This window comes from Rhodococcus sp. KRD162 (genome assembly GCF_017168335.1).
Lineage (GTDB): Bacteria > Actinomycetota > Actinomycetes > Mycobacteriales > Mycobacteriaceae > Rhodococcoides.
Genome location: NZ_JABFAU010000010.1, coordinates 58094 through 77267, shown reverse-complemented (window position 1 = coordinate 77267; position 19174 = coordinate 58094). Strand labels below are relative to the sequence as shown.

Here is a 19174-nt window from a genome sequence, read left to right as displayed (position 1 = left end):
CCGCCCTCCCTCCGTCGGCCGGCTCCTTCCTGCTCGGCTGAGGGCATGGATCTTCGAAACCGGACATGCCAGCAGATAGGCTGGCAGCCATGGGATCGAAGCGGCCTGACAACCGCGGACAGAAACGTGCAGAAAAGACCAAGGCCCGGCAACGGCGTCACCAGCAATCCCGTTCGACTCCGTCGGGGGCCGACGCCCAGCAGATAGCCGACGTGATCGACGGATTCGTCGAGTGGTTGGCCGAAAGCGAGATGTCCGAACAGTCGGAGGCGATCTCGCGGCTCGTGTCGTCGACGCTGACCCAGCTTTCGGGAGCTCGACCCGGTTTCTCCCCCACCGCCTGGCTGCCGGCCGACGCTCACTTGCTGGTGGACGCCGCAGAACGGATTCTTCAGGAGGAATCCGATACCGCCGAGGACACCGCAGTCAACCTCGTACTCACGTCACTTCAGTACCTGACATTCCTGGACGAGACCGATCTCTGGGACGGCAGTGCGGAGGATTACGCGCATTGCATGGACGACCTCTCGGACTTCCTCGAGGGCGACGAGCCAGACATGCTCGACGCCGATGACATCGACCTGCCCGATGTGACGTTGGCACAGGAGCTGGCCGCAATCTCGGCGCTGCCGCTCCTGCCTGCACTGGACGACATCGTCGAGCGGGTGAGCGACGGTATGGCCGTGTCGAGCGAGATCCAGCTGCAGCACGCCCTCGGATCGGTGCAGTTCGATCCCGCCCAGCTCGGCCCTGGAACCGACATCGCCGCCATCGACTACTGGTCGACGGCCATCGCGACGGAACTCGTTCGAATCGACGGAGACACCGCAAAGCCGGGCGACAACGCCCATTCCTTGGCCGGCCGTGGCGCAGAAACCATGCACGAGCTCGTCGCCGAGCACGTGCGCGTGCAGTTGTCCGGGGACGCAGACGACCCGGACGTGTCGTGGTCGCTCGCCAATACGTTCGCCGTGCAGACTCTGCTCGCCGCGATGACCGACGAACTACCGATCAACAACGAGGGTGAGGACTACGCAGACCTCGAGGGCGAGGATCTGCGTACGGCGAAGTTGATCGATCACAGAGTTCGATCCCTGATCGAGCAGGGCATCCTCGTCAGAATCGAGGAAGTACTGGCCGTTCCACACGCGCTGCGGCCTGCGGTGTTGGACGGCGTGGCCGAGGCACAGCCCTTCGGTGCGATCGACGACGATTCGCTCGTCGACTCTGCCGAGGATTCGGCGTCGAGGTGACCGACGCCGCGACCGTGTCGGTGGTCGCAGCTAGCGTGTCCGCACGCGCGTCACGTCAGCGCGATCCGGGTAAGGAGCCGACATGAGCGATTCACTCGAGTTCGACTTCGACCTCGACGCCGCGTGGATGCTGTTTCAGCGCAGCCTCGGTGACTATGTCAGCGCCATGCGTGACGGTGATGCCCTTGTGATCGAGTCTCGATACGACACCACCGACGGCATCCCCGACACCGCTGCCTGCGTACAGTTCTATGCCTGGGATCTCGATATGGTCCGCTGCGAGATTCCCGCGAACGAGCACCTCAGCAGCACTCGCGCCATCACAGGCGAACAGCGAGAATCCCTGAGTGCATTGGGCTTTCGGGTCTCATCGGATGCCGATCCGACGCCGCCGCATGTGGACCGCAATCGATCGTGGTCCGACGATCTGGCGAAGAAGACGGTCTCGGTCTTTCGTGACATCTGGGGACTTCCGCACCCGTCCTTCCTGAGCTCACGCGCCACGGGGCGATACGACGTGCCCGGTTTCGATCCCTCCGCCGCCGAGCCGGACAGCACCGTCGTGCCCCTGTGTGTGCAGCCCAAGGGCAGAGAGCATCTGCAACAGCTGGTCGATCGCGCTCTCGAACCGTGGTTCGGCTTCCCGCCGGTTCACGACCCCGACGGAGACATTCCGCTGAGGTTCGCAAGCGGCACCGCCTATGTATCGGTCAAACCCGCCGAACCGGTGGTCGAGATCAATTCGACGCTCGTCCATGCAGTATCGGGTCGCACTCGCGCGGCCGAACTGCTCGTGGACCTCAACTTGCAGCTGCCCGACGTCATGCTGCATCTGGTCCAGGACTGCATCGTCGCTCAGGTGCGGGTCAGCGGCTCGCCCTTCGTCGCCGATCACCTGCTGTGGGCGGTACGCATGCTCAGTCACGTGTGGGAACAGGTCGACGAGAAGTTCGCCGAGGACTTCGGCGGGAAGCTCGGCGAGCCGACGCCGGTGACTGCGGACGTACACGAGTTTCCGGACGGCCTGTTGGAACTGGTCGAACTGGCCGCCCGGTCGGACGAGCCCCTCGACCTCCACGCAGTTCTGGTGTGCTGTTCGTCCGACCGTGATGTCGTCGTCTCGTACCTACGCATCAGCGCAGAACAGGAGGCGTCGTGGCGTGGGATGGCGGTCGCTGCAGACCTCGGCGACGAGCATTGTGACGTCGACGAGGCAGATCGAGAAGCCTCGAGCTGGGCCCGAACCACCGCTGCACTGCGCGAGGTGCTCCGCAGCACACCTGAGCAGGTGACGCCGGTGGTCGATCCCTCGGCGATCCAGCTGCAGCTGTTCGAGACCGACGACGTGGCAGAGATATCCGACGACCGCTCGGAGGATCAGTAGCCGGAGTTCGCTCAGACGGCTTCCTTTTTATGTGAACTAGAGTTACATTAACTCTAGTTCACACGACGCTGGGAGAAGCCATGACACTGACGACAGGCACTACGTCCGTTCCGGTCGATACCGACGCCGCCGACGAGCAGCAGTACATCGAGACGCTGACGTTGCTGTCCGAGGGATCGGTGCACAAGCACTTCGACCCCTACGTGGACATCGACTGGGAGTCGGAGAAGTTCGCGGTGCCGGCGAACGATCCACGCTGGGTGCTCCCCGCCAAGACCGACCCGATCGGTGGCCACGCCTGGTACCAGGCCCTTCCGCTCGACAAGCAGATCGAGGTCGGCATGTGGCGTCAGGCCAATGTCGCGAAGGTCGGTCTGCAATTCGAGAACATCCTGATCCGAGGGATGATGCAGTACGTCTTCTCGCTGCCCAATGGATCTGCCGAGGCCCGCTACTGCACGCACGAATCCATCGAAGAGTGCAACCACACCCTGATGTTCCAGGAGATGGTCAATCGCGTCGGTGCCGATGCCCCCGGTATGAGCCGCCCGATGAAGATGCTCTCGCCGTTCATCCCGCTGTTCGCCACACTTCTACCCGAACTGTTCTTCGTCGGAGTGCTCGCAGGGGAAGAGCCGATCGACCACATCCAGAAGTCGGTCCTGCGTTCCGGCGAGGACATCCATCCGATCATGCAGGGCGTCATGGCCATCCACGTTGCCGAAGAAGCCCGGCACATCTCGTTCGCACACCAACTCCTGCGTCGTCGCGTCCCCAAGATGTCCAAGGCCGGACGGTTCCTGCTGTCGCTGGCATTTCCGATCACGATGCGCATCCTGTGCGATGTCATCGTCATTCCACCGAAGAAGTTCTGGACGAAGTTCGACATCCCGAAGCAGGTCAAGAAGGACCTGTTCTGGGGCACTCCGGAGTCGCAGCACGCGTTGCAGGACTACTTCGGTGATGTGCGCATGCTGGTCACCGACACCGGCATGATGAATCGTGCCGCTCGACTGATGTGGAAGCTGTGCGGAATCGATGGCAAGGCCTCCCGTTTCCGCAGCGAGCCCGATCGCAGCTCGCACCAGTTCGCCGCGTAACCTCTCGACACCCCACGCGCCAGTTATCCGTACAGCAGCGCCAGCCGTCAGGAACCCCTCATGCCCCACGTCGTCACCCAATCGTGTTGCAGCGACGCGTCATGCGTCTACGCCTGCCCCGTCAACTGCATCCACCCCACGCCCGACGAGCCTGATTTCCTGACGGCAGAAATGCTGCACATCGACCCACAGTCGTGTGTCGACTGTGGCGCGTGCGTCTCGGCCTGCCCGGTCGATGCCATTGTGCCGCAGGCGAAGCTGACCGAAGCTCAACTTCCTTTCCTGACGATCAATGCGGACTTCTACAAGCAGGAGCGCCCACCTCGGCCGATCCTGGCACCGGTCACCCCCGCGGCCTCGGTGTCACGGGATCGTCAACCTCTTCGAGTGGCGATCGTCGGGTCCGGCCCGTCCGCGATGTACGCGGCGGACGAGCTGCTCACACAACCGGGCGTGAGTGTCGATGTCTACGACAAACTCCCGCAACCACACGGCCTCGCTCGCCTCGGCGTCGCGCCCGACCATCAGAAGACGCGTCAGGTATCACGCCTCTTCGACACCATCTCTGCGCAAAAGGGATTCACCTTCCACCTCGGGATCGAGGTCGGCAAGGACATCACCCACGAGGAGTTGATGACCACCCACCACGCCGTGATCTATGCAGTCGGGGCATCAACGGACCGCGAACTTCGCATTCCCGGTTCCGAATTGCCCGGCCGCAGTTCGGCAACCGACTTCGTCGCCTGGTACAACGGCCACCCCGATCACGCACACCGCACGTTCGACCTCTCGCACGAGCGCGCCGTCATCATCGGCAACGGCAACGTGGCCCTCGACGTCGCCCGCATCCTGACGACGGACCCCGACGCACTCGCCGAAACAGACATCGCACCCTACGCGTTGGAGGCCCTGCGCCACAGCTCCATTCGCGAGGTGGTCGTCGTCGGCCGCAGAGGCGTCGCACAGTCGGCATTCACCGTGCCCGAGTTCGCCGGATTGGTGACCGTTCCCGACATCGACGTCACCATCGACCGCGATGAACTCACACTCGACCCAGTGACAGCTCGGCTCGCCGACACCGACGATCTGCCCCACGCGGTCGCCCAGAAACTGCAGCTGCTGCGTCACGCCGAGGAATCACCGGAGCACGGAACCGACCGCAAGCGCATCACACTGCGATACCTGCTCTCCCCCACTCGGATCCTCGGCACCGATCGAGTGACGGGCATCGAGTTCGAGCGGATGGACCTGACCGCAGACGGTGACGGTCTGGTGCGCAGCACCGCGACCGGAGAGATCGACACCCTCGATGCCGGACTGGTGCTCACCTCCATCGGCTACCGCGGCGTCGCGCTACCCGGAGTTCCCTTCGACGAGCGTGCGGGCGTCATCCCCAACACCGGCGGACGCGTACTTACGGAAGCGGGTGGGTCGACAGCCCTCGGCACATACGTCACCGGATGGATCAAGCGTGGGCCCTCGGGATTCATCGGCACCAACAAGTCTTGCGCCCAGGAAACCGTCGGGAATCTGGTCGACGATTTCAACGCCGGTCGCCTATCGGATCCGCTCGAACTGCCGAGCAGCGTGCCCGCCGAGCCGAGCCGGAGCCCACTACGCCGATCGAAAGACATGCTCTCGACGCTGCGGCGGCCCTGACGTCGGTCCCCCTCCCGCCCACCGCCACTGGTTCCGCGCCGTTGGGGCAGTGGCTGGCATCGGTTCAAGCCACGGACGAATACGACATCGTCCTGTGCGTGTCGGAAGTTCCGCGCCGCTTGGGCTCACGTCCGGTGATCGCCGAACTTCGGGACGGCACGACAGGTGCGCTGTACGTGCCCTCCTTCGGAACGCTGGCAGTGCGGCACCGCGCGGTCGCCGCTGCACTGGCGATGTTGCACGAGTTGATCGAAGCAGACGACTCGTCTCGGCGACCGCGGAGGTACTTCAAGTCTCGATGGACTGCGAGCGATTCCGGGGAGGGCGACGAGGTCTTGCTGACGTCGAGCTTGTTCGGCCGAATCAGGTTGGTGTCGGGGATGATTCGATGCAATCGACCGTGGCGATTGGTGCCGACGTTGTCAGGTGCGCTCGCTGCCGCGAGCGCCGCGTCCGCCTTCGGTGTGTTCTACGCGAGCATCTGGCAGATGGCGGCGTCGATGAGTCTTGGCCGCTTGGCGATGGTCGCGATCACGGCGGTGCTCGCAATGACGGTGTGGGTGATCTATCCCAATGGTCTGTGGGAGAAGCGGACATTCCGTAGCTCGACGATCGATCGTTGGATGTACAACGCGGCCACGGTGGGCACCGTTCTGACCGGCGCGCTGTGCATGTACGCGCTACTCTTCGCCGTCGTACTGTTCTCGGCGGCGGTGGTCATTTCACCGGCCTTTCTGGCCGAGCAGATCGGACGGACCGCATCGGTCGCCGACTATTTCGCCCTTGCCTGGCTCGCCGCGTCGCTCGGCACGGTGGCAGGTGCGGTCGGCTCCTCGGTTGCCGATCGCGAGGACATCCTCGGCGCTACCTACGGCCACCGCGAGTTGATTCGCCGACAGTCCGCTGCCTCGTCGTCGTGAGACACCCCGAAATACTCGGCGTTGTTGTGAGTGAGAACAACACAACCTGGGTACGTTCGTGAGATGCCTTACCTCGAACGAGTTGCTGACGTATTCGTATTGAACCTCGGCGACAGGGGCGTCGGCGACAGCGAGAACCGCATCGGCCCCAATTGGGTTGCCGAGATCAATGCTCTGCTCGACGAAGTCGAGGCCAGCTCCGGCCCCGCCGCACTGGTCACGACCGCGACGGGCAAATACTTCTCCACCGGGGTGGATCTGTCGTGGGGTGCCGAAAATCTCGATCAGATCAACCGTTTCATCGGCACGGTTCAGCACATGTTGGTGCGCTTTCTGACCTTTCCGATGCAGACCGTCGCGGCCATGCAAGGACACACCTACGGCGGTGCCGCGTTCTTCGTGATGGCGCACGACCACCGAATCCAACGTTCCGATCGTGGATTTCTGTGCTTTCCGGGCGTCAACATCGGCGCGACGTACAGCCCGGGAACCGTCGACATGGTTCGGGCAAAGCTGGCACCACACGCTTTTCACGAGGCCTTGACCACCGGTCGCCGGTACGGCGGAGACGATGCGATGACGCTCGGACTCGTCGATGCCGTATCGACCGAAGACCGCCTACTCGACGACGCGATCGCCCGCGCCGGGGAACTGGCAGGAACGCGCGGCGAGGTTCTGAGCGAGATCAAACAAACGATGTACGCCAACGAGATTCGTTCATTGCTGACCCCGGTTGCGGGCGTCGACGAGATGGAGTGGGCATCGAACTAGCCGCCGGTGTGCTGCGGCGGCGCTACCCCTTGGCGACCAGGGGTGCGACTTCGGTGCCGAGCAGTTCGATTCCGCGCAACAGGTCGCTGTGGGCAAGTCGCGGGTTGGTCATCTGCAGGGACAACCGATCGACACCGCCCAGCTGCTCACCCACCCGCAGGATCTTGTCGGCAACCGTCTGCGGATCACCCATGAAGAATGCCCCGTTGGGTCCGGCTGTGGCGTCGAACTGCTGCCGGCTCGGCCGGGCGAACCCGCGTTCGCGCGAGATCTTGGTGAACATCTCGTTCCAGCCCGGGTAGATGGTGTCTGCTGCGGCCTGGGTGGTGTCGGCAACGAAGCCGAACACGTGGAGACCCACCTTCAACTTCTCCGGCGGATGTCCCGCCTGAGCACCGGCGCGCCGGTACAGGTCTACGAGCGGAGCGAACTGGCGCGGTTCTCCGCCGATGATGGCGATCATCAGCGGAAGCCCGAGAAGCCCTGCGCGCGCGAAAGACTCGGGAGTTCCGCCCACCCCTACCCAGATCGGCAGCGGATCCTGCAGCGGGCGCGGATAGATGCCCTGGCGAGTGAGTGCCGGGCGGTGCCGACCGGACCAGGTGACCTCGACGTTGTCCCGGATCTGCAGCAGGAGATCGAGCTTCTCGGCGAAGAGTGAGTCGTAATCGGCCAGATCGAGGCCGAACAGCGGGAACGACTCGGTAAAGGATCCGCGACCCACGACCAGATCGATGCGTCCCTTGGAGATCAGATCGAGGGTGGCGAACTCTTGGAACACCCGAACCGGGTCGTCTGCGCTGAGCACCTTGACTGCGCTGCCAAGTCGGATGTTCTCGGTGCGCGCGGCGGCCGCGGCGAGAATGATCGACGGAGCCGAGTCGTAGTACTCACTGCGATGATGCTCACCGATGCCGAAGGAGTAGAGCCCGACCTGATCCGCAAGAGCGATCTCCTCCAACAGATGACCCATTCGCTCTTCGGGAGCGATGACTCGACCATCGGTCGGGTCGGTTACGGAGGAGACGAAGCTGTCTACGCCCAGATGCACGGTGGGACCTTTCGATCGAAGATGGACGTACTCGTCAGCATCAATGAAGATTCAATTATTCCGACCTCCGTTCGCACGCCGTCGAGCAGGCCGCCGCCCGGCGTGCGAGAAGTCGGTCGATCCACCCGATGAGTTCGGGGTAGGCAGCGACATTCGTGGCTGGATGATCGAATGCCGGAACGAGATCGGTTCCGAAATCGAACTCCCGGACGGTCATCTCCGTGACACCCGCGGCGCGCCAGCGCTCGGCCAGGAGCCGGCTCTGCTCGATCTGTACCGAGCGATCGTGGACGCCGTGGACGATCATCACGGACGCGGCGGGCGCGGTGAATCCGACGGCGTTCGCCGCTGTGAGTGGACCCAGTACCGGACCGAGCATCAGCTCACTCAGGGAGCGACCATCGGCGGTGAGGTCCTCGGATCGCAGTGATCCATAGGTGAGAGCGTCGACCGTACAGAAGTTCTGTGCCGCATCGAGAGCCGCCAGTCCCCGTTCGTTGAACAGAGCGCGAATCTCGCCGGCCCGTTCGGGGTGCGCGCCGATCAGGCCGACAATCGTGTACAGCATCGTGGCAGCGGTGTCCGTTCCGTCCTGGCCTTCGGCCCGCAGCACGGGATCGGTCGGTGCGGCACCGACGAAGGCACCGACCACCGACAGGTCCGGCGCGTACGCAGGTGCCAGCTCCGCGGCGGCCGCGGACGCGACACCGCCGGCCGAGTATCCGTAGAGCACGACCGGCACGTCGGCTTCGCCTACCGCGGCGCGCGCAGAGTCAAGCAGGGCGCGAGCGCTGGCGATCCGCCCCAAGAACTCGTACTCACCGGGGGTTCCGAGTCCCTGGTAGTCGGTGGTGACCACCTGGTATCCCTGGGCCAGCAATGGCAGCAGGGCAGGCATCGTGGTTGTCAGTCCGAGCTCGGACGAGCCCGAGCACCGGTCGGCGATTCCGTAACTGCCCGGAGCGAAGGCAATGACGGGCCTGGCACCGGGACCCGTCCACGCACCTGTCGGCGTGACGAGAAGCCCGGACACCGCCACCGCACGATCGCGGGGATCGGTCGATCTGTACAGAATGCGCTCGGTACGCGATCCCAGAATGTCGAGCTGCGGCACGGGTTCTCGGCGGACGATGGACCCGGGCGCGTACGAGTCGAGGTCGACGACGGGGGCATCGTAGAAGTCGGCAACAGCAGGTGCCGCCGAGGCGGGTGCGCCCGACAGGACGCAGGATCCGGCGAGGACCAACAGGGCAACGGTGATGCTGGGCAGTCTCATCTCGCGAGCCAGTATGCGTTCCACGGTGCCGATCCGCATTCCGTACCCCCACCGACCGTGTCCGGAACCTCGTCGGCGATGACGGATGAGTTCGTTCTATCCGTGCGCGCTATCGGTGTGCGGTCGCCGAATTGCGGGCGGCCAACTGCGCGAACGCATCGGTGAGTTGCTGCGGGTAGAGGACGTCGATGTCGGTGTCGAAGAGATTGAGTGATGCCGCCAACGCCACCCAGGACCACGATCCGAGTTCGAGGGTGCACCTACCGGTTCCGAGGTCCTCGACGATGCCGTCTCCGGCGAAAGGGAGCACGTGGCCGGCCGGCCGGTGCAGGACGACTTTCCCGATGCAGGGCCATCGGTCTAAGAGCTCAGAGCCTTTGAATCTGGCCGCAACGTACTGCTCGGGATCACCGCCCGGTATCTCCCGGCGGACGAAGCGGGGGCCGGACGGCGTACGAGGAGTCATTCGGTCGGCGCGGAAGATCCGCCACTGGTCGTGGTCGAGGTCCCAGCCGACCAGATACCAGCTGCCGTGAGACATGACCAGATGGTGCGGTTCTACTAGGCGCGGGGACGGTGGCTCGGGTGCCGTGTCCGAGCTACGGTAATCGGAGCCGTGGGTGTCGAAGCTGTGGGTGACATAGTCGAATCGCAGCACATGCGCGGTGCGAACTGCGGTCGACACTGCGATGAGGACCTCCGGCGACACCGGGGGCGAACCACCGCCCGGCCGGCTGGCGACCGTGGTGAATTCCATCGTGTCGAGGCGGTGACGGAGCCTCTGCGGCAGCACCTGTCGCACGGTGGTCAGAGCTCTCGTGGCGGCCTCTTCGATTCCCACCCCGGTGATGGCCGCTGCGTGCAAGGAGATGGCGAGCGCGATCGCCTGCTCGTCGTCGAAGAGCAGAGGCGGAAGTTCGTTGCCTGCCTCGAGCCGGTAGCCACCGTCCGGACCCATACTCGCGTTGATGTTGTAGCCCATGGCGCGAAGACGATCGACGTCGCGGCGCACAGTGCGCCCACTGATCCCGAGCCGCTCGGCAAGCAGAGAACCCGGCCAGTCGCGGCGGGCCTGGAGCAGCGAGAGCAGGTCGAGCAAACGCGACGTCGTTCCCGTCATCGGGCAATTCTAGGGTCGAGTGTAGGACTATAACTGACCTATACCGCTGTCAGTGTGGGCGCTGACCGGAAACACCGGTACCGCTATCACCGGGAGCAGCAGATGACCATCAAGACCACCGCCCACCTCAACTTTCGTGGCGACGCCCGCGCGGCGCTGGAGTTCTACCGATCCGTCTTCGGGGGCCAGGTAACCATCGCAACCTACGGAGACGTCGGTATGCCGAGCGAGGCACCCGGTGCCGACAACCTCGTGTTCGGCCAGGTCGAGTCCGCCGACGGATTTCGGGTCATGGCCTATGACATTCCTGGACTGTCAGGTGGCTCGGCCGCGGCCGCCGGTTCGACCCGCCGAGAGAACGGCACCACCATCACCGACAGCCCGTTCTTCGTGTCTGTGCGCGGAGAGAGCCTCGAGGAAGTCGAGGGTTACTGGTCGGCACTCTCGGTGGGAGCTTCGATCCTCGAGCCGCTCACGGCATCTGCCTGGAGCCCAGGGTTCGGCATGCTCACCGACAGCTTCGGCGTCACCTGGATCCTCGATGTAGCTGCCGACCGACCCGCCGACTAGCAGGCATTGCCTCCGCGATGCGGTCGGCACTCCCCGACGGCAACGCGGGCCTTGCACGGCCCGCGTTGCCGAAAGGCACCCGGCCATCGATAGGCGGCCCCTGTGCATCCGTTGCTAGTTCGGACATCGTTCAGGTGGCGGCAAAATATACCCCCGCCAACGCCATCGAAGCCACGACCGCCCACACTGCGGCCATCTCGTAGTTGCGTTCACGTATCCCGGCCCATGCTGCGCTTGCCGCAAGACAGAGCCCGCCGACGGTAACCAATACCAATTGCCACGGCGAGCCGTCGGAGAAGAGCGAAATGCCGATGACGGCGACGACTATCCCGATGACCGCGCTTCCCCACTTGTTGGAGTCCGTCGATCGCTTGTTCTGTGGGTTCGACATCAGATGTTCTTCCTCAGCTCTTGCCACAACTCGACGACGCCGACGCCGGTGGCTGCCTGGCACCGGACGCGTCGTATCGAATGGCGTTGAAATGGACACCCAGAGTTCCCATACGAGAATCCGGGACCGGCGTGGAGGACCTCCCCGACGAGGCAAGGCCTCGGATTCAGGGTCGCGACCGAAAACCACTTCGGCGAAGCCACATTCGACTCCTACATCTACTTGGGGGTGCATCACCTGGCCTCGAACCCCACGGCTCAACACCGTAAAGATAACGTAAAGTCTGGTACTACTCCGCGTACGGGTATCTCCCCACTCGAATTTCATGCCCGAATACCCGGCAGGGATCGAGAACGACACTCGGGCATGCCAATCCCCGACATTGGCTCACACCGCGCGAAAGAGCAATGCGTCGAGTGTGGTGTCCTGGGTGAGATCCTCGGATCTCTTGCCTGTCCGAAACCGTTGCTGGAGTGTGACCGTTCAGCGACGAAGTCGTCGTCCTACCGACCCTTGCGAACCTGACGCCCGAGTCCTTGCCATGATGGGAGACCAGGAGCCCGCGTCGCGCAGCGATTCTGCGTCGTAATCAGCAAAGTATTGCGGCAACAAGTGCGGGATAGCACCTGATGCCTGTTCTGCGTTCAGGTTCGCTTGGTTTGTGGGCCCGCCCGACTATGTCCGACCGGCCGGCGTGCAGTCCAACCCTGGCCAAAATACTTTGCGAACAAACTTGGATTCCTTTACCTTAGAGAGGTGCATTTGTACTTTTCCTGAGACGGCTGAGTAAGGCCTTCCGCGCTCGTGGAGTGATCCGAGTCAGCGGTGGCCGCTCGTTCTCGACCAACGCGGTCGCCGTCTTTTGGCGTGCCTGTCTGCCGTTTTTTCGGCTCGGTGCGTCCTCCCGAAGGACTCGAATGCTCACCTCTACGAACCCTGAACCAGCGCGTCAACGCGCTCAACTCACCGCCTCGGACGTGTCTGTGATGCGCGGGGCCAACCCAGTCCTGAACCACGTCGACCTCACTGTCGGTCCTACCTCACGGATCGCCATCGTCGGTGAGAACGGACGTGGAAAATCGACCCTCCTGCATGTGCTCGACGAAACCATCACTCCAGACGCCGGCACGGTGCATCGGATCGGCACGGTGGGCGTGGCAGAACAGGAAATGCCTGCCCGTGACGGACGAACGGTAGGTCAAGCCGTCGCGGACGCGATAGCCGAACCACTCAGCGCATTGGCGGAACTCGATGCGGCCATGTGGACCCTCTCAGACGGGACTTCCGAGGGGGCTCAGCGGTATGCCACAGCACTGGAACGGGCTGAAGCACTCGATGCGTGGAATGCCGAGAGGCGAGTGCAGATCGCGTTGGACGCACTCGACGCCGAAACCGACCTAGAGCGGTCGCTGGATACTCTGTCCGTGGGGCAGCGGTACCGGGTGCGTCTGGCGTGCCTCCTGGGCGCGGACGACGACTTTCTGCTCCTCGACGAGCCGACAAATCATCTCGACCGGAGCGGTCTCGATTTTCTGAGTGCGCAGCTTCGGACGCGCAGTGGAGGCGTCGTGGTGGTCACCCACGACCGTGCATTGCTCACCGATGTGGCGGACACCATTGTCGATCTCGACCCCTCGCCCGATGGTCGAATCCGGTTGTACGGCAACGGTTATACCGGATATCGCGAAGGCCGCCTCGCCGAGCGGGCGGTATGGGAGCAGGAATACGACCAGCAACAAGCCGAGCATGCCCGACTGAAGGACAGTCTCAGCGCCGCGCAGAACCGTCTGCAGTCCGGGTGGCGACCGGAGAAAGGAACGAACAAGCACGGTCGCGCGACCCGCGCAGGTGGACTCGTACAGAGCGTTCACCGCCGACAGGAGCAGCTCGACGCACACGCGGTGACGGTGCCGGAACCACCCCAACAGTTCACATTCCCAGAACTCCTACCGAAGACCGGTTCGGTGTTGCTCAGTGCGGATCGGATCACTGTCGCCGACCGCATGACTTCGGAGGTGTCCTGCGTCCTCTCTCGCGGCGACCGGCTCGTTGTGACCGGCCCAAACGGGGCCGGCAAATCGACGTTACTGAGCCTGCTCGCGGGCGAGCTGCACCCCACAACGGGCGATGTTCGCAGGTCAAAGGGTCTCCGTCTCGGTTTCCTGCGCCAGGAAACCGATCTGCCGGTGCACCGACGTGCCAGCGAGGCGTACTCCGCGCACCTCGATACGCTGATCGCGGCGGGGATCCTCGATTCGTCGGAAGCCGTCGGGCTCTCGCAGCTCGGTCTACTTCGTGCGCGTGAATCGAGCAAGCGCATCGGTGAGCTGTCGATGGGTCAGCAACGTCGTCTCGATCTGGCGATAGTGCTGGCGACCAAACCGCATGTCTTGCTCCTCGACGAACCGACCAATCACCTCTCGGTGGCCCTGGTCGACGAACTCACCGACGCGCTCTCCGCCACCCCGGCTGCGGTAGTTGTCTCCACCCACGATCGCCAGCTTCTCGCCGACGTCCACGACTGGCCCGCACTGCACCTGGCCACAGCACCCGTGAGGGAGGCATCGGCATGAGCGACCGTAAGACTGATGGACTGCGAGCACTCGCGCCGCTGCGTACACGGGACTACCGACTTCTCTTCGCTGCCGTCGCAATCGAAGTGTTCGGCACCGGCATGTGGACCATCGTCATGGTGTTTCAAGTCCTCGCACTCAAGGACAGCCCCCTGGCGCTGTCCGCGGTGGCGACGGGGCTAAGCCTGGGCCTGTTCGCGTTCTCCGTGTTCGGAGGCGTGGTCGCCGACCGCTTCTCCAAACGCCGCATCATCATCATCGTCCAGGGATGCACCGCCACCGTCATGACGGTGGTGGCGGTCTTGTCACTGACCGGCGCCATCGCGCTGTGGCACGTCGCAGCCGCATCGTTCGCGATGGGTGCCGGCAGCGCGTTTTTCTACCCTGCATACAGCGCCTACTTGCCTCAGGTGCTCCCCCCGCAGCAGCTTCTCGCCGCGAACGGTCTCGAAGGCGCGCTGCTTCCATCGATGGGTCAAGGGCTCGGCCCCGCACTGGGCGGGATTGCCGTGGGCGCATTCTTTCCCGCAGTCGGTGCGGTCATCGTCGCGGCGTCGTACACGATCTCGTTCGTCATCACCCTGTTCCTCAGCCGGCGAGAAGAGATCGAGGCGACACCGACCGAGGAGCCGACCAACGTGTGGTGCGATCTGAAGGCCGGTGTGCGCTACGTAGCGGGCACACGGTGGCTGTTATGGACACTGCTGTTCGGGTCATCACTTGCCTTGATCATCCAGGGGCCGATCGAAGTACTACTCCCTTTCCTCACCCGCGACCGATTCGAGGACGCCGAAGCTACATTCGGATTCCTGTTGGCCGCGTTTGGAATTGGGGGCGCAATCGGATCGTTGGTGGTGTCGGCGCTTCGGCTTCCGCGCCGCTACATGACGTTCATGATCGCGTGTTGGGGCGGTGGGGCACTCCCGCTGGCTCTGCTCGGTGTCGCGAACAGCCTGGTCTTGATGCTCGCGTCGTTGTTCGTCGTTGGCGCGGCGACCGGTGCCGGAGTCGTCATCTGGGGCACGTTGCTTCAACGCCTCGTTCCTGCCGAGATGATCGGACGAGTTGCGAGCCTGGACTTTTTTGTCTCGATCGCGTTCATGCCCGTCTCGATCGCAATCGCCGGACCTCTCTCGCTCATCGTTCCGATACCGGCGATATTCGTTGCCGCGGGGCTCATCCCACCCCTACTAGCAGTGACAGCACTGATGATCGGCCGGATGCGTACGACTGAACTGCAACGCGCACTCGACGCGTAGAACACGAACTGGTTCAGGTCCTGACGGCAATTTTGCCGTCAGGACCTGAGTCGTACCCCAAGACAACGACTAGGAAAGCTACGTTGGCCACGTGGCTGTCTTGAATTGGTCGGCATTCTCCTCGGCCCATTGTGTGAAGGTCCTCGCCGGACGGCCAGTGAGATCCTCGACCGTCGACAGCACGTGTCCAGCTGCCGGCGGCGGATCGAGAGCAAGTTCGATCCCGAACTCTACGTACTCGTCGTCGTATCCGTAGCTCGCCAACCGTGAACGCTCCTCCGCTTCGGAGAGCTGGACGAAGGTGAGCTCGCGTCCCGTCGCGTCGCCGATCACTCGGGTCCGTTGCTCCGCTGTGAGTGCCTCCGGGCCGGTGAGCGAGTAAGCACGTCCCTCGTGTCCCGCCGATGTCAACGCCAAGGCCGCGACGGCCGCGATGTCGGCCTCGTGGACCATGGCACTCGGATAGTTGGCCAGCATGGACACTGTCCCCGCGTTTCGGATTTCGTCGGACCATTCGAGGGCATTGACCATGACTTCGACGGGTTCGAGCCGGCTCCATGCGATGGCGCTCACCGAGAGGGCTTCCTCGATGCTCGTCGGTGCCCATCCGGCCAGCACGGTAGCGCGGGTAATGCCGTGGCTCTCTGCAAGCGTGACGATCTCTTTTCCGTTTGTGAGATCCTCCATCTGATCACCACCGAAGGTGATCAGATGGAGTGTATCGATACCGTCGAAAGCATCTTCGAGGGTGGTTGCATTGATGAGGTCACCGGGCACTACCTCCACACCGTCCGGTAGGTCGGCCTGATCTGGAGTGCGCGTCAGAGCGCGGACTTGGTGACCGGTTCTTTGAAGTTCGTCGATGAGGTGGCGTCCGATCTTGCCGGTCGCTCCGGTGACAAGAATTCGCATAGCAGTCGGTCCTTTCGTAGATTCGGTCACTTGGTGCTGTTGCGAAGGGCTCGAAGACCGAAGATGAAGCCAACGATTGCGGTGACTACCGCCGCGAGGAACCCGTACGCAACGTTCGCGCCTGTCAGGTGGCCCGCGAAGAGTTCTCGTTCGGCGTTGACGACGTGGGTGAGTGGGTTGAACTGGGAGATCAGGCGCATCCAGGCGGGCCCGTTCTCGAGCGGAAGGAGGATGCCGGAGAGAATCATCAGTGGGAAGATGACGGTCTGGTGGATGGTCCAGAACATCCAATCCTGCTCGCGAACTGCGATGGCTAATGCATAGCTGAGTGAACCGACCCCGATCCCGAGGACTCCGAGCAACGCTAGGCCGAGTACGGCCCCGACGGGATCTGGACGGAACCCGAACGGAATCATTGCGATGATGACCACGACAGCCTGAATGACCAGTGGCACAAACTCTTTGAGTGATCGTCCGATGAAGAGAGATGATCTGGTCAGTGGGGTGACCAGGAGTCTCTCGTGGGTGCCGGTCTGGAGGTCGAATTGCAGGTTCGAGCCCGTGCCCGCGGTGCCGAACAGCGACGTCATAACCAAAATTCCCGGAACGAACCACGCCCATGGTGAGCCCGAGTCACCTAGGTCTTGCGATACGAGGGGCCGAACAACAGGAGGAAGACCAACGGTTGGATCAGCCCGACTACGAGGGAGAACGGGTCGGTGATGACGGGACGTAGCTCGCGCGTCATCACAATAAGTACGTCACTGAATACGTTGCGGCGAGAGCGTACGGCGTTGACGGTCATCGGATACTGTCCTCGACAACGTTCGACGGCCTGTCGCTTTCACTCCTCGGCAACGTGCCGGCGTCGCGCAAACTGCGCCCTGTCAGTTGGAGAAACACATCGTCGAGGCTTGGTGCCCGGGTATCCGCCGCGGCGATGACTATCCCTTCCCGCTGCGCTGCCGCGATCGCGGCCGGTAGTGCTGCGCGCCCGTCTTTCACCTGCGCGGTGACCACCTGCCCTGCACTCGTGACTCCTCGCGTGCCCGGGTTGTTGTTAAGGAGCGTTCGTACGCGCGTTGCGGACGCTCGGTCTGCGGTCTCAAGCGTCAATCGGTCACCTACGTTGCGTTCTTTCAAATCGGTCGGCGTGCCGTCGGCGACGATTTGCCCGTGGTCGACGATGACGATTCGATCGGCGACGAGGTCGGCTTCGTCGAGATAGTGGGTCGTTACCAGCACAGTCATGCCTGTTTCATTGCGCATGGCGGTGATGTGGTCCCACAGGTTGGCGCGATTCTGTGGGTCCAGGCCGGTGGTGGGCTCGTCGAGGATCAGTAGTGACGGGGTATGGACCAATCCCATGGCCAGGTCCAGCCGACGCCGCTGCCCACCACTCATCGTTGAGCTCTTGCGGAGAGCGAGATGCTCGAGGCCCAGCAATGAAAGCAACTCACTGGCTCGGTGTCGGGCCGCTGCCCGATCGAGACCGTAGATGCGGCCCTGAGTGACGACTTCGTCCACAGCGCGTTGGGTTTGACCGGCTCCGCTACCTTGGCCCACGTAGCCGATGCTTTGTCGGACCGTCGGCGCGTGTGTACTCACATCGTGTCCAACCACTTTCGCTCGTCCACTGGTCGGTGGAAGCAAGGTCGACAGCATCCGCATCAGCGTGCTCTTACCGGCCCCGTTCGGTCCGAGAACCGCCACTGTCTCGCCTGCCGAGACCCGGAGGTCGATTCCCCGTACTGCATGAACGACGTCACCTCCTGGCGATTGGAAACTTCGGGTGAGATCAACGGTTTCGATCATTTCGATATCAAGCCCTCCTCAGTGAGTGGTTCCACCATCCTCACAGCACTTGTGGCCGTTATATGACCGCAAGTCTGCGTACGATTCGGCTATGGCAACCAGCACTCGGATTCTCGAACTCCTAGGGCTTCTGCAGAACCGACGCCATTGGCCTGGTCATGAGCTGGCGAAGCGCTTGGAGATCAGTCAGCGCACGCTCCGGCGTGATGTCGACAGCTTGCAGGAGCTCGGCTATCCAATCGTCACAACGAGAGGAACAGGGGGCGGCTACCACCTCAGCTCAGGCACAGCACTCCCCCCTCTCGTTTTGAGCGAGGAGGAAGCCGCCGCCACCGTTCTTGGATTGAAAACCATTGCGACAGGCATCTATCCAACATCGAACGACGCTGCACTCAGCGCCATGGCCAAGATCGTTCAGGTCCTCCCGCCGCGCATCCGACGCCGCATCGACAGCCTCCGTGCTGTTGCGACATCACCGCGAGTCGAAGCAAACCACGCCGCCGCAATAACCGATGTCGCAGCGCTGACGACCCTCACCCTCGCCTGCCGTGATACCGAAACCGTGGAATTCACTTACCAAGCGTGGTCTGGTGAAGTGGCCGAGCGAACCACCCACCCGCACAGAGTGGTCAACGTCGAGGACCGCCTCTATCTGATCGCTTGGGATGCCGATAAAGGAGACTGGCGCACCTTTCGCATCGACCGAATCACGAACCCCCGCAGGACCGGAGGTAAGTTTGCTCATCGCAAGCTCCCGACGGACGACCCGGTGAAGTACATCAATACTCAGCTCGGGTCGATGCCCGCGAAATACCGCGTGCACGCCACAGTCCATGCATCCGCCGACCGGGTGCGCGATGAGGTTGGGCACTATGGCACCGTCGAAGCAATCGATCCCACATCGTGCACGCTGTTCATCGCCGCCGAATCACTGGAGTGGGCTACGTTCTGCATCGGCTCGATCGGATCCCCCGTAGTTGTCCACAGCCCACCTCAAGCCATCGAATACATGAACACCTGGGCTCAACGCCTCCTCGACGGCACAAGCACGAACAAAGCAAATCAAATTCCATTGAAGCACAACGATAATAGCTAAGCTGTGCCAATTCCGTTCAGCGCA

The 19174-nt window shown here is 63.1% G+C and carries 18 protein-coding genes; 10 read left to right on the top strand and 8 right to left on the bottom strand.

The window, feature by feature from the left end:
- Window positions 1-89 precede the first annotated feature (89 nt).
- The 6 genes from J1M87_RS14425 (at window position 90) to J1M87_RS14400 (ending at window position 7087) form a co-directional block, all read left to right on the top strand.
- Window positions 90-1253, top strand: a complete 1164-nt coding sequence (locus J1M87_RS14425; RefSeq protein ID WP_206490079.1) for a hypothetical protein — start codon at window positions 90-92, stop codon at window positions 1251-1253.
- An 82-nt stretch (window positions 1254-1335) separates the two neighbouring features.
- Window positions 1336-2637 carry a hypothetical protein gene (locus J1M87_RS14420; protein ID WP_206490078.1) on the top strand — a complete coding sequence of 434 codons (1302 nt, stop codon included), beginning with the start codon at window positions 1336-1338 and terminating at the stop codon, window positions 2635-2637.
- Window positions 2638-2717: 80 nt separating this feature from the next.
- Window positions 2718-3737, top strand: a complete 1020-nt coding sequence (locus tag J1M87_RS14415) for a diiron oxygenase (RefSeq protein ID WP_206490077.1) — start codon at window positions 2718-2720, stop codon at window positions 3735-3737.
- 60 nt (window positions 3738-3797) lie between these two features.
- Window positions 3798-5396: an FAD-dependent oxidoreductase gene (locus tag J1M87_RS14410; protein ID WP_206490076.1), complete on the top strand. Its 1599-nt coding sequence runs from the start codon at window positions 3798-3800 to the stop codon at window positions 5394-5396.
- Window positions 5397-5494: 98 nt separating this feature from the next.
- Window positions 5495-6316 carry a hypothetical protein gene (locus tag J1M87_RS14405; RefSeq protein ID WP_241256939.1) on the top strand — a complete coding sequence of 274 codons (822 nt, stop codon included), beginning with the start codon at window positions 5495-5497 and terminating at the stop codon, window positions 6314-6316.
- A 63-nt stretch (window positions 6317-6379) separates the two neighbouring features.
- On the top strand, window positions 6380-7087 hold the full coding sequence (locus J1M87_RS14400) for an enoyl-CoA hydratase-related protein (RefSeq protein ID WP_206490075.1): 708 nt from the start codon (window positions 6380-6382) through the stop codon (window positions 7085-7087).
- A 22-nt stretch (window positions 7088-7109) separates the two neighbouring features.
- Here the strand turns inward: J1M87_RS14400 and J1M87_RS14395 are convergent, their stop codons facing one another.
- The 3 genes from J1M87_RS14395 to J1M87_RS14385 all read right to left on the bottom strand — a co-directional run bounded on the left by J1M87_RS14395 (window position 7110) and on the right by J1M87_RS14385 (window position 10534).
- On the bottom strand, window positions 7110-8138 hold the full coding sequence (locus tag J1M87_RS14395) for an LLM class flavin-dependent oxidoreductase (protein WP_206490074.1): 1029 nt from the start codon (window positions 8136-8138) through the stop codon (window positions 7110-7112).
- Window positions 8139-8193: 55 nt separating this feature from the next.
- Window positions 8194-9438, bottom strand: coding sequence for a lipase family protein (locus J1M87_RS14390; RefSeq protein ID WP_206490073.1), 1245 nt, complete (start codon window positions 9436-9438; stop codon window positions 8194-8196).
- Window positions 9439-9523: 85 nt separating this feature from the next.
- Window positions 9524-10534, bottom strand: a complete 1011-nt coding sequence (locus J1M87_RS14385) for a YafY family protein (RefSeq protein ID WP_206490072.1) — start codon at window positions 10532-10534, stop codon at window positions 9524-9526.
- A gap of 102 nt (window positions 10535-10636) precedes the next feature.
- Between J1M87_RS14385 and J1M87_RS14380 the strand changes: the two genes are divergently transcribed.
- Window positions 10637-11104, top strand: a complete 468-nt coding sequence (locus tag J1M87_RS14380) for a VOC family protein (protein ID WP_206490071.1) — start codon at window positions 10637-10639, stop codon at window positions 11102-11104.
- A 130-nt stretch (window positions 11105-11234) separates the two neighbouring features.
- Here J1M87_RS14380 and J1M87_RS14375 read toward each other — a convergent pair whose 3' ends face one another.
- Complete coding sequence (locus tag J1M87_RS14375; protein WP_206490070.1) at window positions 11235-11495, bottom strand: hypothetical protein; 261 nt, start codon at window positions 11493-11495, stop codon at window positions 11235-11237.
- A gap of 917 nt (window positions 11496-12412) precedes the next feature.
- Between J1M87_RS14375 and J1M87_RS14370 the strand changes: the two genes are divergently transcribed.
- Both J1M87_RS14370 and J1M87_RS14365 read left to right on the top strand, forming a co-directional pair.
- Window positions 12413-14068: an ABC-F family ATP-binding cassette domain-containing protein gene (locus J1M87_RS14370; protein WP_206490069.1), complete on the top strand. Its 1656-nt coding sequence runs from the start codon at window positions 12413-12415 to the stop codon at window positions 14066-14068.
- The gene (locus tag J1M87_RS14365; protein WP_206490068.1) at window positions 14065-15327 is read left to right on the top strand and encodes an MFS transporter; all 1263 of its coding nucleotides are present in this window, start codon (window positions 14065-14067) and stop codon (window positions 15325-15327) included. The genes J1M87_RS14370 and J1M87_RS14365 overlap by 4 nt, the downstream gene beginning before the upstream one ends.
- 78 nt (window positions 15328-15405) lie before the next feature.
- Here the strand turns inward: J1M87_RS14365 and J1M87_RS14360 are convergent, their stop codons facing one another.
- From J1M87_RS14360 to J1M87_RS14350, 4 genes are read right to left on the bottom strand one after another with little or no spacing between them, the layout of a single operon-like run.
- The gene (locus J1M87_RS14360) at window positions 15406-16239 is read right to left on the bottom strand and encodes an NAD(P)H-binding protein (RefSeq protein WP_206490067.1); all 834 of its coding nucleotides are present in this window, start codon (window positions 16237-16239) and stop codon (window positions 15406-15408) included.
- Between the two features lie 26 nt (window positions 16240-16265).
- Window positions 16266-16829, bottom strand: coding sequence for an ABC transporter permease (locus J1M87_RS14355; protein ID WP_241256938.1), 564 nt, complete (start codon window positions 16827-16829; stop codon window positions 16266-16268).
- Window positions 16830-16876: 47 nt separating this feature from the next.
- Window positions 16877-17044: a hypothetical protein gene (locus J1M87_RS28670; protein WP_241256937.1), complete on the bottom strand. Its 168-nt coding sequence runs from the start codon at window positions 17042-17044 to the stop codon at window positions 16877-16879.
- Window positions 17041-18054, bottom strand: a complete 1014-nt coding sequence (locus tag J1M87_RS14350; protein WP_206490066.1) for an ATP-binding cassette domain-containing protein — start codon at window positions 18052-18054, stop codon at window positions 17041-17043. Before J1M87_RS14350 ends, J1M87_RS28670 begins: the two co-directional genes overlap by 4 nt.
- A 91-nt stretch (window positions 18055-18145) precedes the next feature.
- Here J1M87_RS14350 and J1M87_RS14345 point away from each other — a divergent pair, with 91 nt between their 5' ends.
- A complete protein-coding gene (locus tag J1M87_RS14345) occupies window positions 18146-19150 on the top strand; it encodes a YafY family protein (protein WP_206490065.1) in 1005 nt (334 codons plus the stop codon).
- Window positions 19151-19174: the final 24 nt, after the last annotated feature.

Coding starts and splice junctions, on each gene's coding strand:
- J1M87_RS14425 (WP_206490079.1), top strand. CDS start 90: ATGGGATCGAAGCGGCCTGACAACCGCGGACAGAAACGTGCAGAAAAG.
- J1M87_RS14420 (WP_206490078.1), top strand. CDS start 1,336: ATGAGCGATTCACTCGAGTTCGACTTCGACCTCGACGCCGCGTGGATG.
- J1M87_RS14415 (WP_206490077.1), top strand. CDS start 2,718: ATGACACTGACGACAGGCACTACGTCCGTTCCGGTCGATACCGACGCC.
- J1M87_RS14410 (WP_206490076.1), top strand. CDS start 3,798: ATGCCCCACGTCGTCACCCAATCGTGTTGCAGCGACGCGTCATGCGTC.
- J1M87_RS14400 (WP_206490075.1), top strand. CDS start 6,380: ATGCCTTACCTCGAACGAGTTGCTGACGTATTCGTATTGAACCTCGGC.
- J1M87_RS14385 (WP_206490072.1), bottom strand. CDS start 10,534: ATGACGGGAACGACGTCGCGTTTGCTCGACCTGCTCTCGCTGCTCCAG.
- J1M87_RS14380 (WP_206490071.1), top strand. CDS start 10,637: ATGACCATCAAGACCACCGCCCACCTCAACTTTCGTGGCGACGCCCGC.
- J1M87_RS14375 (WP_206490070.1), bottom strand. CDS start 11,495: ATGTCGAACCCACAGAACAAGCGATCGACGGACTCCAACAAGTGGGGA.
- J1M87_RS14370 (WP_206490069.1), top strand. CDS start 12,413: ATGCTCACCTCTACGAACCCTGAACCAGCGCGTCAACGCGCTCAACTC.
- J1M87_RS14365 (WP_206490068.1), top strand. CDS start 14,065: ATGAGCGACCGTAAGACTGATGGACTGCGAGCACTCGCGCCGCTGCGT.
- J1M87_RS14360 (WP_206490067.1), bottom strand. CDS start 16,239: ATGCGAATTCTTGTCACCGGAGCGACCGGCAAGATCGGACGCCACCTC.
- J1M87_RS14355 (WP_241256938.1), bottom strand. CDS start 16,829: ATGACGTCGCTGTTCGGCACCGCGGGCACGGGCTCGAACCTGCAATTC.
- J1M87_RS28670 (WP_241256937.1), bottom strand. CDS start 17,044: ATGACCGTCAACGCCGTACGCTCTCGCCGCAACGTATTCAGTGACGTA.
- J1M87_RS14350 (WP_206490066.1), bottom strand. CDS start 18,054: ATGATCGAAACCGTTGATCTCACCCGAAGTTTCCAATCGCCAGGAGGT.
- J1M87_RS14345 (WP_206490065.1), top strand. CDS start 18,146: ATGGCAACCAGCACTCGGATTCTCGAACTCCTAGGGCTTCTGCAGAAC.